The following is a 13,410-nucleotide window of genomic DNA, read 5'->3' on the forward strand; positions in this document are numbered from 1 at the left end:
AACCTCTACCAGAGCGGCCAGAACAACGAGCTGACCAGCACCTCCAGCCGTCAGATGCTGACCGACAGCGTCGAGCACCTGCTCGAAGCTCGCGCCGCCGAGCAGGCCATCAAGCTGCAACGCACCTTCGGCGAAAGCCTACTGGTCATCACCGGCCTCGCCGACCAGGTGAACGATGTGCGCGCCCTGGCGGCCAGAACGGGCATGCCGGCTGGCGACCTGAGGGCGGCGATCAACCAGAGCATAAAGACCGCCTTCGAGCGCAATACCAAAGTACTGGGCATCTGGCTGGCTTTCGAGCCCAACGCCCTGGACGGTCGGGATACCGAATTCGTCGATGACAGCGCCCGCGGCTCCAACGAGACCGGTCGATTTTCCAGTGCCTGGACGCGCAGTACCCCGCAACCGATGAATATCATGATCACCGAGGGTGACATCGAAAAAACCGAGCTGAGCATCAGCGGCACGCCCTACAACAGCTGGTACACCTGCCCCCGCGAGCGTAAAGGCGCCTGCCTGCTGGAACCCTACGCCGATACGACCGAAGGCAGGCGCCTGCTGATGACTTCGCTGTCCATCCCGCTGATGGACGGCGACAAGGTGATCGCCACCCTGGGCGTCGACCTGGAACTTGCCGCACTGCAGGCGGCCGCCAGTGAAGCCCAGCGCGGCCTGTTCGACAACGCCGGCCGCGTGCTGATCGTGTCGCCAAGCGGCACTCTCGCCGCCTACAGCACCGACGATAGCCAGATCGGCAAGAACATCGGCGAAGCCCAGGGTGACGAAGGCAAGAAGATTCTCGCCGCAGTGGGCAACCAGGCGTCCAGTGTGTTGAGCCAGGGCAACTTCATCTATGCCATCCACCCGGTCAGCCCCATCGCCGATGCCAAGCCCTGGGGCGTGTCCATCGGCCTGCCAGAGGAAGTGCTGCTGGCCGACGCGGTAAAGCTGCAGAACCTCCTGGACCAGGCGCAGACCAGCGGCACCTTCAAGGCGCTGGCAATGGCACTGGCTGCCTGCCTGATCGGGCTGGTGCTGATCTGGCTGACCGCCTCCGGCGTCACCCGGCCGATCAACGAGGTGGCGCACATGCTCGAAGACATCGCCAGCGGTGAAGGCGACCTGACCCAGCGCCTGCGCTACGACAAGCGCGACGAACTGGGCGAACTGGCGAGCTGGTTCAACCGTTTCCTCGACAAGCTCCAGCCGACCATCGCACAGATCAAGCAGAGCATCACCGAGGCACGCGGCACGGCCGATCAGTCCTCGCATATCGCCAGCCAGACCAGTGAAGGCATGCAGATCCAGTTCCGCGAAGTCGACCAGGTGGCCACGGCCTCCAACCAGATGAGCGCCACCGCCCAGGAGGTCGCCAGCAGCGCCTCCAACGCCGCCGAAGCCGCCCGCGGTGCTGACGAATCAGCGCAGCAGAGCAAGAGCATCATCGAGCGCAGCAGCCAGGATATTCGCCTGCTGGCCGACGAGGTCAGCAAGGCGGTGAATGAAGTCGAAGCCCTGGCCCTCAACAGCGAACAGATCGGCTCGGTGCTCGAGGTGATCCGCAGCATCGCCGAACAGACCAACCTGCTGGCCCTCAACGCCGCCATCGAAGCGGCCCGTGCCGGCGACAGCGGCCGCGGCTTCGCGGTTGTGGCCGACGAGGTACGCAACCTGGCCCGGCGTACCCAGGACTCGGTCGAGGAAATCCGCCTGGTCATCGAACGCATCCAGGGCGCCACCCGCGGCGTGGTGACCACCATGCACGCCAGCCAGCAGCACGCGCAGACCAACGTCGAGCAGATCCAGCATGCCGCCCAGGCGCTGGGGCGCATCAGCGACGCGGTGTCGGTGATCAGCGACATGAACCTGCAGATCGCCAGCGCCGCCGAGCAGCAGAGCGCCGTGGCCGAAGAGGTCAACCGCAACGTCGCTGCCATCCGCACCGTGACCGAAACCCTGACCGAACAAGCCACCGAGTCGGCAAAGGTCAGCAATCAGCTCAACAGCCTGGCCAACCAGCAGATGAAGCTGATGGATCAGTTCAAGGTGTGAGTGCTCGTACGCCCTTGGCAGAGCCCGACAGACCAACACCAAAGCGCCTGGGCATTAGTGCCCAGGCGCTTTTTCTGCATTCGGGCTGTTGCCCCTCAGCGCTGCCCCTGCCTGATCGTGGTGCCGCCGGCTGACTGGATGTTGACCTTGGTGGCTTCACGGCTGCTGCCCACCTCGAGCTCCAGCCCCGACGCCCCGATCGGCCCATCCTCGTCCCCGCCAGCATCCTCTGCCGGTTTGTTCGCAGCACCTTTGGAGGCCCCCTCGCCAGCTGGCTTGGCCGGCTCCGAGCTGCTGCTACCGCTGACCGAGGTTTCCGCCCGAACGGCGAAGTTCGACGAGGTGCTGACGGCCTCCTGCAGGTTGACCTTGCCCCCGGCACTGATGTCGGTCTGCGCCCCTGACTCGATCTGCGTTCCCACCAGCGTGGTATTACCGCCACTGCTGATGCTCACGCCCTGCCCGCCGCTGATGCTGCCAACCCGCGCGGTAGAACTCGAGGCCGTGCCGTAGCCGACACCGAGCCCCAGCTCACCTTCGTTTTCCTTGCCACCGGTGTCGGTCTTGCTCGACGACGCGCTGACACCGACGGAAAGGTCGAGGGACGAGCTGTTGGCGGTGTCACGCGCCTCGTTGAACGTAACATTGCCGCCGGAATCGATGCTGGTCTTCCCGCCAGCCGACAGTTCGGTGCCAGTGAACGTGGCATCGCCGCGCGTACGGATGGTCAGGTTGCCTCCGGTCTGGATGCTACCGGTGCGCGCGGTCGAAGCGCTCTCGGAACTCTTGGCCATGTCATAGCCCGCGTCGAGACTGGCGTCGTTTCCAGCGATGGCGACCTTGGCCTCGACATTGATGTCGTGGCTGCTGCCCTTGGCGCTGGAGGTGTCTTTCGCCGCTTGGTAATCGAGCGAACCGGCGTCGATGGTAGTGTCGCCACCCGACTCGAACTGGGTACCGACCAGGGTCGTCTGCTCTTTCGACGTCGAGCTGATGTCGCCACCGGCCTTGAAGCGGCTGGTGACCGCCGTGCTCTGCTGCTCGCTCTCGCTGGAAATGGAGCCCTGATAGGACGCCTTGACCCCAACCCCGGCGCTGGCCTCGGCGCCACCGCTGGCACTGGCGTTGGCTTCCGCGCCGGCGTAAACGCCAACGCGGGCATCGTGGCTCTGCGCATCGCTGCTCGACCAACTGGAATCGGAAACCGCCTCGTCGCGGATCACTCGCGCCGACTGGGTAATGTTGCCAGCCGCCTCCACCTGGGTACCCTGATCGACGATGGTGTCCTGCGCCTGGCGGGTGAAGTTGCCGCCAGACTTGAAGCTGTTGGTCACCTGGGTGATCGAGCCTTCGCTGTTTTTCTCAGACTCGTAGGCATAGCGAAGGCCTGCACTGGCCTCGGCCGAGGCACTGGCTGACGCATCGCCCTGACCTTGGGAATTGCCATTGGCGCTGGCCTCGGCCGACGCGCCGGTGCCCAGGTAAACGCCTGCCGTGTGGGTCTCGGCCGAGCTGCTGGAGCGGCTGACATCTTGGGCTGCGACATTCCTGATGTCCTTGGCCTGGATGTTCATGTCGCCACCGGACTCGACGTTGGCCCCCAGGAAGGTCGCGGTGTCCTTGGCGGTCACGCTCATGTTGCCGCCGGATTTGAGGGTCGAGGACGAGTTGGTCAGGCTGTAGCTGGACTCTTGCGAATGCTCGTGGCGCACCCCGGCCGTCGTGGTCGACCCGGCATCCGCACCGGCTTGCGCCTGGCCGCTGGCCACGCCGCCACCGCTCACACCCGCCGAGGCCGACGCGCCCGCCTTGGCTTCGGCATCGTTGTAGATACCGACGGAGGTCGTGTTGGTTTCGCTCTCGCGCCATTCCTCGTTGCGCCCGGTCAGTACCTGAACATCCTTGGCATCGATGGCCAGATCACCACCGGACTCGACGTTCGAGCCCTGCACGGTAACCGTACCGTCGCTCTTCATGCCCAGGCTGCCGCCGACCTTCAGGTTCGAGGCAACGCTGGTGTTCTTGCCCTCGTTGGTGGTGGTGACGCTGGTTTCCGCCAGCTTGAGGTTGGCCGACGCCTTGGCGCTGGCCTCTGCAGAAGCCTCCGACTGCAGGCCGACAGCACTGGCCTGGGCCTTGGCCTCGGCACCGCTGGAGCTGTCCACCTTGAGGAAGGTAGTGGTCTCGACGCGCGTGCTGGTGCGCTTCTCGTCCAGGCCATCGAGAATGGCGATGCCCTCCTTGCCTTCGAGGTTGGCGTCACCGCCGATGTTGGCATCCGAGCCCTGCAGAACGATGGCCTTGTCCGACTTGACGTTGGCATTGCCGCCGACATTCAGGGTCGAGCCTTTGTTGGTGCCGGTGAAGTCGTTCACCGTGGTTTTCTGGCTGCCGTAGAGACCGCCACCAACACCGACACCCGATGTGCTGGTTTGGGTTTCCACGGTCTCCTTGTCCTGCCGGGCCACGACATTGAAGCTGCCGCCAGTCTGCGCATCGAGGTTGCCGTCGATATCGGCGTTACTGCCGGCGAGGGTGGTATCACCACCACTCTTGACCGTCAGGTTGCCGCCAGTGGACAGATTCGAGCCGAGGTTCTTCTCGGTGCTGACCGACGTGCGTGTGCTGCTGCCGCCCAGGAAGCCGCCGCGCTCGGTGTAACTGGTGGTCGTGTTCTTGTCGACGATGGTGTCGAAGGTCACATCGCCGCCTGCAGCGATGGAGGCGTCGCCACCTGCCTTGACGTCGGCACCGAGCACGGTCACGTCCTTGGCCGCATCCAGACTCAGGTTGTTGTTCGACTCGATGGTGCCGGTCTTGCCGATAGCCGTCGTATAGGTCGTGCCATCGCCCTGCCCGACCGCCAGGGTTTCGTTGCGGATGCTGCCCTCGGTAGAGGTCAGGCTGACGTTGCCACCTTTGATGGTGCCACTGGTGTTGGTGATGTCACCGGTGGTCTTCACGCTCAGCGAATCACGCCCTTCGATGGTGCCGCCGGTGTTCTTCAGACCGCCGCCGGCGATATCCAGATTGTCCGCGGCGATCACCGCACCGCTGGCGATGGCGGCAACGGTGGAGGCTGCCAGGTAGACCCGAGGCACGAGCACTTTCTGCCCCTGGACCTCGGTTTCTTCCATCCAGACGATATCCTGGGTCAGGTTCGCCGCCTGTTCGGGAGTCAATGGCTTGCCAAACTGCAGGCCTTGCCTCTGACCTTCACCATAGGCCTGATCCATCAAGCGCTGCATCTGGTCGACCTCATTGGCGTAGCCATTGATGACGTTGCTGCCGGTCTTCTGGATCAATTGCTGACGAATCAGGTAGGCCTCGTAATTGGCGTCACCCAGGCGCTTTTGTACGTCGTCCGGGTTGAAGCCATAACGCTTGGCCAGATAGTCCGAACCAACGAAGTTTGAGCCGACCCCATAATTGGGGTTGGTCTCGATCAGGTATTTGGTATTCGGGTTCTTGCTGGGGACGAAATCGCCATTGGGGTTGGTCGGTAAATTGATGGTCGATGTACCACCAGCCGGGCCGTTGGCCGAGCCAGTGACCAGCGTAGTCTGGGCCACCCGCGCCTGGTCGTCTGGCCACGGTGAGCCATCGTTGACCAGGGTGCCTGTGCCAGTGATGCTCATGTTGGTGGCAAAGATGCCGGCGCCGCTGCGCCCGATAACGCTGGCATCGCGGAAAACGCCGCCCTGTATAGCCATTTCCCTGGCCTCGTCGCCCAGTACCGAAGGAAAGCCGCCTCCCGAGAGGTGCCGGGTTTTGGTCCAGCCGGCGCCCGGGCTCCACTCGTCCCAGTTGTAGTCGTCGTCATCCGGGCTATTGGCCAGGTCATCATCACGGCCCGAACAATTGGCAGGCGCACCGTTATAGCAGTAGACAGTGGAATCCGTGCGCGCCCAGGCGATGAAGTCGTCATCACCGCTCGACTCGTCATCGATACGAATCCAGCGCAGGGTTTTCTCGTAGTGGTAAAGCGCCAACTCCTGGTTGGTAAAGGTGCCGGTACCCGTGATCTCGACATTGGGTGCGGATATCACGCCAACCCGGTTCAGGCCGCTGGAACCATAGTCGAGCGTCAGTTTGCTGCCGGCACCGTAGGCTATGATCTGCGCTTTCTGCAGGTTCTGCAGCTCACTCAGCGTCAGGCCCACCAACTGCTCGTCGAAGCTGTATTTCTCGTCGTAGAGCCAGGCGTTCATGCCGCTGTCGAACGAACCTTCGTTGGCGATCTTGTCCTCGCTGATAACACCGCCGTAAGAAACCGCGCCGTCGCGCTTGGTCAAGGTGCCGCCACTCCACAGCGTCTCGTTGACGAACGACTGGGTGGTCTTGATATAGGCATCGCCGAAGCTGACGATAGCGCCGTTGTTGACGAGACGGGCACTCCGGATATCGAGCTTGTTGGCTGCGCTCAGCGTACCGCTGGCGTAGTTGCTCAACTGACCACCAGCCTGCAGATTCAGGTGTTCGGCGGCATACAGAGCGCCGTGGTTGTCGATGTTGGTGTTGGCTTTCAGGCTCAACTCATTGAGCGAGGACATACCCGCAGTGCTGCTGTTGCCGATCGAAGCGGCCTCGACCGCTAAAGAGCCATTGGCATGCAAGAGGTTGCTGTTGCTTAGCGTCGTGCCGGCGTTGACCTTGCCGCCGGCCGAGCCACTGACCTTGCCGGCGTTGTCGATCGAGCGAGCCGCCTTCAGCTCGTAGTCGCCCGTACTCTTGATGGTGGTAGCGCTGCCAACGGACAACGCAGCGGCCGAATCCAGTTTCAGAGCGCCCGTGCTCTGTAAGTTGGCATCCGTCAGCTTGAGGTCGCCACTGGTGGTGCGCAGCGTCAGGGCTTTGCTCGCTGCCTGGCCATCGGCGCCGCTGTAGAGGTTGCCGGTGTTGGTCACCGTCAGGCTGCCAGCCTGCACGGACAGGTCGTTACCCGCCCCCCAGGTAGTTCCCGCCAGGGTGGTTGCCGCTTGGGTCTGAATCCTGGTGTCACGCCCGGCATAGCGCTTCTTGCCGGTGCTGCTGGTATCACTCAGGGTGGCAGCGGTCACGTTGAGGTCACGGTTCGCGGTCAAGGTCGCCTCATCGAGCCTGGTCGCGCCGCTGCTGGCGCTCAGCGCCAGGTCACGCTTGGCACTCAACTGGGTATTCGCACCTTCGACGACGATGGCGTCGCCGCTGGTCGAACTGCTCAGAGCCAGATCACGCTCGGCACTGAGGCGGGTGTTGATCTCGATCTTGCCTGAGGCGCTGAGCGTGAAGTCATCCCCAGTCGCCGCCGCTTCGCCGCGCATGCGTACGCCAACGCCGCCCTCGGTCGCGAGAATCTTGATGCGGTTGGCGTACATGCCGCCCAGTGCCGTGGAGTCGATAGCATACAGCGGCGTGTCACCGCTGGGCGCGCGCGCCGTGGTCTCGCGGTTGGCGTAGCCATAGTCGTTGGCGCCGGCCACCAGCGCGACATCCTGGCCGTTGAGCTGGCCATCGATCTTCACCGAACGCGCCACCAGATCGAGCACCTTCTGGTTCTTGGCGTCGATGCCGTTGCCTTCCACCAGGATGTCACCCTGGTTGACGGTGAAGCCGGCTACCCGGCCGTCGGCACCGATGGTCGGTACGCCCGTGGTCAGCGTGGCGCGGTCACTGTTGATGAAGCCGCATCCCGAACAGGTGATGCCGTAGGGGTTGGCGACGATCACGTCGGCCTTGCCGCCCACCACCTCGGTGTAGCCGCGTAGCGAGGAGCGGTTGGGCGCCACCACTTCGTTGAGGATTACCCGGGCTTCGTTGGTCAGGTTGACGTTGGGCACGATCTGCCCGCCCAGCTGCGACTGCAACGCACCGGCGCGAGTCAGCGCCGAGTTGTTGTTGAGGATCTGCCCGCTGGGGTCGACGTTGTACTGGATGTAGCGGTTGTGCGAGACGCCGGCACCGTTGGCGGTGGCGATATCGATCACCTGCACGCCGTTGGGAGCGTTGAATACCGCAGTATTGCCGCTGGCCACTTCGACCCCGGCCGCCCAGGCCGTGTTGGCGACCAGTGCAGCGCAGATCGGCGTAAGCCAGAAGAGCCCCGGGCGGCTGCCGACCGCGAGCGCCCCTCGGCCACCTTGCCTTCCACGCGCACTTATGTGCTCGGAAACGACGACGAAGGCACGGCGGGAAAAGCTCCAGATGATCCGGAATACATGGTTCATGGTGGCTCCCTCAGATGGCCAGGCTGATGTTGAAGAAGGTCGAATCGCCGCGGGCGTCGTCATCCATGAAGCCCGGCGAGCTAAGCGGATGCGAATGCAGCAGGTCGAGGCTGAGCGGGCCGAGGTAGACGCCGAGGCCGACCGAGACGCTGCTCAGTTCACCCTCTGGCACGTCCGCCACACGGTTCCAGACCCGGCCGTAATCGGCGCCCAGATAAGGCCGCAAGGTCAGCGTCTGCGCACCCAGCAGGGCAACAGGCTTCAACCAGCTCAGGTCGTTGCGCAGGTAATGGCCGTGGTCGCCGCTAAGCGGGGTCTCGGCAAAGCCGCGTACGGTGAAGGGGCTGCCGATGGACATCTGCTCGGAGCCATAGAGGGTGTCCAGCGCATGCTGGCCATAGAAGGCGCTGTTCAGCGACAGGTTTTCGCCAGCGACCTGAAACGGCCGGTAGAAGCTCACGCCGTACTTCAGCTTGGTGAACTGCGCGCGCGGCGCCCAGTCCGGCAGATTGTCGGCATCCTCGAGAGCATGGAACCAGGTCAGACCCCGCGCGACGCCGGCATCCAGGGTCAGGGCGCCGCCCAGCACCCGGGTGGTGAAGGACGAGTCGAGATCGAGCACGGTCAGGCTGCGGCTGCTGACTTCCAGCAGGATGCCTTCCAGATAGTTCTCGTTCTTTTTCTTGGTCAGGCTACCGGACAGCGTCCACATCGAGTCCTGCCCGCGCCAGGCGACATGATCCAGGCGGGCCGAGTAGTTCTTGGAATTACCGTAGGTTTCCAGCTCGGCGCCGCTGGGCGCATCGAGGATGCTAGCGTACTCGGAGGTCGACGCACCGAGGCTCAAGGTGCTGTAGCCGAACGGCACCACATACGACAGGTTGCTCAGGTAGGACGAATGGCGCCCTGTGTCATAGGGCTGGGAGCGCCGGTGGGTAAAGCTGACGAAATCGTTGAGGCCGAACGGGTTGTCCAGCGCCAGGTTGGCGCCCAGCTGGTTCTGCCCGGTAGCCTTCTGGCCGTAATTGTCGTAGGTGGCGCCCAGGTGCAGACGACGCGAGGGCGCATTGCGAAAGGTCACCACGCTGTCGCCGGGCGCCTGACCGGGCGCGATGTCCATGGTGGCGCTGTTCGAGCGCAGGCGGTTGATCTGATCCAGGGCCTGTTCAAGATCACGCAGATCCAGCGGGCGATCGAGCATGCCGGGGGTCAGGTTGGGCAACCACAGCGAGCTCTGTCCGCCATCCTCGACCACGATGCTCTTCAGGCGGCCCTCCTCCACCTGGATCAGCAGCGTGCCCTGGCTCAGATCCTGCGCTGGCAGGTAGGCTCGCGCCGCCACGTAGCCCTTGTCGATGTAGGCATTGGTCAAGGCGCCGAGAATGCGCTCGATTTCCGCTACGCCCAGGCACTGCCCCTGATAGGGCGCCAACAAATCATCCAACTGGCCCTGGCGCAGCAGCGTGACACCAGAAACGCTGATGCTGTGAATCTGCCGGCAGTTCGTCGACACCCGTTCGGATAAAGGGCGTGGTGCCACTTGCAGACGTGTCGGCGGCGCATCGGAGCGGACGTCCTCCTGACGCTGGCGCTCGATCAACTCACGCTGCTGGCTTTGCAATTGCTCGGCCTGGCGGGCCGCTGCCTCGATGTCACCGGGTGTCTGGGCATGGCTCAGGCCCGAGGCGGTGCCCAACATGAGCAGTACGACGGCATGGGAGAGGTGGCTGTGCGGGTGACTCGCACGACGCTGCGCAGGGGCGGTTGAACGCATAGTTGATCGCTCGATGGAAATGAGGGCAGAGGCTGGTCCGAGCCACGCAAGTGTGGCGGCTCACCGTCTTTTTCTGGCTATATCGGTGAGCGCGGCCCGGCGCCTTGGCAGGCACGCGGAGCCGCTACCGAATGATAGCCATATGACATCCCATCAAAACTGACAAAAGCTGACATCGGGCGAAGCCGCCCCGCCCTGTGACGCGGTGCGTTCAGGGCAAGGCAAACGATGGCTGAAGGTTCAAGGCTCGCTGAAAGAGCGATGCATGCCATCGGTGAGGGGGCCGGCAACGTAGTCGAACAGTGAACGCTCACCGGTGAGGATGGCGACGCTCACCGGTACGCCGGGTAGCAGTGGATAGCGCGTGCCGGCGTGCTCGAAGGCGTCCTGCGCAGGGCGGATACGCACGCGGAAATACGGTACGCGCTGCTCGTCGAGCACCGAGTCCGGGCTGATGTCGATCACTTCGCCGTCGATCGGCTGGAAGCCGCGGGCAATCGACGATACCAGCTGGATACGGGCTGGCTGACCCGGGGTGACCATGCCGATGTCGCCGACCGGCAGGCGTGTCTCGATCATCAGCGGCTCGTCCGCCGGTACCAGGGTCATCAGCGTGCCACCGGGCTGGATCACGCCGCCTTCGGTGACCACCTGCAGAGTCATCACCACGCCTTCGATGGGTGAGCGCACCACCTGGCGATCGCGGCTGTCGGAGAACTTCGTCAGGCGTTCCTGCAGTTCGGTGATCTGCCGGCGCACCTCGGCGAGCTCCTTCTGCAGCTCCTCGTTACCGCCCGAGTCCAGGCTGGTGAGCGCAGCCTGCTCCTGCTTCAGCCCGGCGTATACGCGGCCCAGGGAAGCCTCGGTTTCCTGCAGGGTGCCGCGCAATTGCTGTTCGTCCTTGAGCAGCTCCAGGTGCTCGTAACGATTGGCCAGGCCCTCGGTCATCAGTTTCTGGCTGATGGCGATCTGTTCGCGCAGCAACTTGAGCTTGGAGCTGACGTGACCGATGCGCGCCTTGAGCTCCTTTTCCTCGGCACGGCGCTGCTGGATTTTCTGCTGCTGCTCCTCGGAGCGGCTGTCCAGGCGGCTCTTCTGGGCGATGAACAGATCCCGGTTGACCTTGACCTGCTCGGGAAAGTCACGGGCCAACTCCTCCGGCACCGCCATATCGGCAGCACCCGCCAACTGCGCTTCCAGGCGCAAGGCGCGGATACGCAGCGCGGCCAACAGGGCCTCGGTCTCGCGACCTTCGGACAGCATGGCGACGCGCTCGATTTCCGCCAGCGGCTCCCCAGCGGTAACGCGCTGTCCTTCGCGCACCAGGATGCGCCGCACGATGCCGCCTTCCAGGTGCTGCACCAGCTTGGTCTGCCCCAGCGACGTCACCTCACCGGTCGAGTGGCTGGCGATGTCCAGCGGGAAGAAAAGCGACCACAGCAACATGGCGCCGAGCATCAGCGCCAGCAGGCGAATGGTCAGGCGGCTGCCCAGCAGCTCGTCACCGGGCAGCGCCGGGTCGGTCTTGCCGGGCAGGAAGAAGCCGGCGAAACGGCTCAGCAGCGGGTGGTTCTCGAAGGTGCCGAGTACCCGGTCACCCAGGCGCCCCAGGCGGCTCGGTGCGTCATTGATCGACATATCGTGCTCAGCCATGGTCGGCACCTCCCTGAGCAGGTTCGCGCGGCCCGTCACGCAACACGCGTGGTACCGGTTTATGGTTGAGGTCGATCACCGTATCGGCAGCGCCGAGAATGAAGCCTTCGTTGCTCATCACCACCAGCGTACGGCCTTCGCGTACCAGGCGGCTGAGCAAGGCAGCGATGGCCTTGCAGCCCTCCGCATCGACTCCCTCGGTGGGGTCGTCCAGCACCACCAGTTGGCCACCGCCGATGACGGCGCGCGCCAGCGCCAGGCGTCGGCGGATCCCCAATGGGATGCTGCCACCGCCATTGCGCACGGTCAGCCCCAGGCCTTCAGCACCGCCCTCGACGAAGCTGCCCACCGCCAGTTCACGACACACCTCCAAAACCCGTGCATCGGTCGTTTCCGGCGCCAGCACACAGAGATTCTCGCGCAGGGTGCCGTCGAAGAACTGCGGCTCCTGCGGCAGATAGGCGACCTGCCGGCGCCACCATTGCGGGTCGGCCTGGCGCAAGTCCATGCCGTCGACCAGCAGATGCCCGCGGCTGGGCTCCAGCAGCCCGACCAACAGGCGCGACAAGGTGGTTTTGCCACTGCCGTTGGCACCCGTGAAGGCCAGCACCTTGCCAGCCTCCAGCTGGTAATCGAAATGCTCCAGTACCGGCACGGCCTGCTTGGGGTAACCAAAGGCCAGGTCTTCGAAACGCAGGCTGCCGCGGGTCTGCCCCAGGCGCACGCCTTCGCCGCGCTCGCGAGGGATGGCGCACAACTGGCGGGCCAGTTCCAGCGCACGCTGGCCTCGGCCGATCTGCTCGCCCAGACCGAGGGCACGGGTCAGGGCCGCCAGGGCCCGGCTGGCGAGGATGTTGCAGCCGATCAGCGAACCGATGTCGAGGTTACCGGCCAGCACTTCGCGGGCGCCCAGGCCCATGATCACCATGCTGAGAATCAGCGTGCCGGCATAGCTGGCGTTCTGCATGGTGTTCTGCAGGCGATTGAGCTGGGCACGCTGTTCGGCCTGCTCGTCGGCGCAGGCCCGCCACTTTTCCTTCAACACATCGGCTGCGGAAAACGCCCGTACCATTTCCCCACCGGCGGTGAGGTTGTGCTGGTAGCCGGCCATCTGCATGGCGATGCGGCTCTGCGCCTCCATCGGTTCACGCAGGCGGCGTTGGGCCAACAACGACACCAGCGTCACACCGGCCATCACCAGCAGGGCCATACAGGCCAGGAACGGGCTGAGCATGCCCAGCACCACGACGAACACGAAGGCGAACGGCGTGTCCAGCAGGGTCACCAGGTTGGGCGCGCCAAAGCACTGCTGCACGGTGCTCTGCCCGGAAAGGATTTCCCGCCGAGCAGTATGCGGCAGTTGCTCGACCAGGGCGTACTGGCCACGCACGGCACCTTCGAACAGCGTCTCGCCCAGTTCGGTATCTGCCCGCGCGCACAGCCACTGGGCCAGGCGTAAACGCGCGTTGCGCAGCAAGACCTCGAAGCCCACCGCCATGACGGCGCCGATGGTCAGGGTCACCAGGGTCGCATCCACACCCAGCGCCAGGTAGCGGTTGAGCACATGGATGCTGTACAGCGAGCTGGCCAGGCCAAGCAGGTTGATCAACAGCGAGGACAGCCACAGTTCCAGGCGTAACCTGGGTTGCAGGGCGATGCGGCGGAGAAACTCGTTCATCGTGACACTCGGGAAAAGCTCCCTGCGCACGACCGCGCAGGGAAAGG

General features: G+C 64.3%; 4 protein-coding genes and 2 pseudogenes. 2 read left to right on the forward strand and 4 right to left on the reverse strand.

The window, feature by feature from the left end; genetic code table 11:
* Positions 1–204: 204 nt before the first annotated feature.
* Both BVH06_RS26295 and BVH06_RS26300 read left to right on the forward strand, forming a co-directional pair.
* A pseudogene (locus BVH06_RS26295) lies at positions 205–1,146 on the forward strand (chemotaxis protein); the annotation flags it as partial.
* A gap of 390 nt (positions 1,147–1,536) precedes the next feature.
* Positions 1,537–2,052, forward strand: a pseudogene (locus tag BVH06_RS26300) (methyl-accepting chemotaxis protein); the annotation flags it as partial.
* 95 nt (positions 2,053–2,147) lie between these two features.
* Here BVH06_RS26300 and BVH06_RS12320 read toward each other — a convergent pair.
* The 4 genes from BVH06_RS12320 to BVH06_RS12335 all read right to left on the reverse strand — a co-directional run bounded on the left by BVH06_RS12320 (position 2,148) and on the right by BVH06_RS12335 (position 13,363).
* The gene (locus BVH06_RS12320) at positions 2,148–8,258 is read right to left on the reverse strand and encodes a hemagglutinin repeat-containing protein (protein WP_075934248.1); all 6,111 of its coding nucleotides are present in this window, start codon (positions 8,256–8,258) and stop codon (positions 2,148–2,150) included.
* A gap of 10 nt (positions 8,259–8,268) precedes the next feature.
* Positions 8,269–10,032: a ShlB/FhaC/HecB family hemolysin secretion/activation protein gene (locus BVH06_RS12325; RefSeq protein ID WP_075934249.1), complete on the reverse strand. Its 1,764-nt coding sequence runs from the start codon at positions 10,030–10,032 to the stop codon at positions 8,269–8,271.
* A 240-nt stretch (positions 10,033–10,272) separates the two neighbouring features.
* Entirely contained in the window at positions 10,273–11,685 is a 1,413-nt protein-coding gene (locus tag BVH06_RS12330; RefSeq protein WP_083652003.1) for an HlyD family type I secretion periplasmic adaptor subunit, read from the reverse strand.
* Entirely contained in the window at positions 11,678–13,363 is a 1,686-nt protein-coding gene (locus BVH06_RS12335; protein ID WP_075931157.1) for an ATP-binding cassette domain-containing protein, read from the reverse strand. The genes BVH06_RS12330 and BVH06_RS12335 overlap by 8 nt, the downstream gene beginning before the upstream one ends.
* Between the last annotated feature and the right edge of the window lie 47 nt (positions 13,364–13,410).

This window comes from Pseudomonas sp. PA27(2017) (assembly GCF_001945445.1).
Classification (GTDB): Bacteria; Pseudomonadota; Gammaproteobacteria; order Pseudomonadales; family Pseudomonadaceae; genus Aquipseudomonas.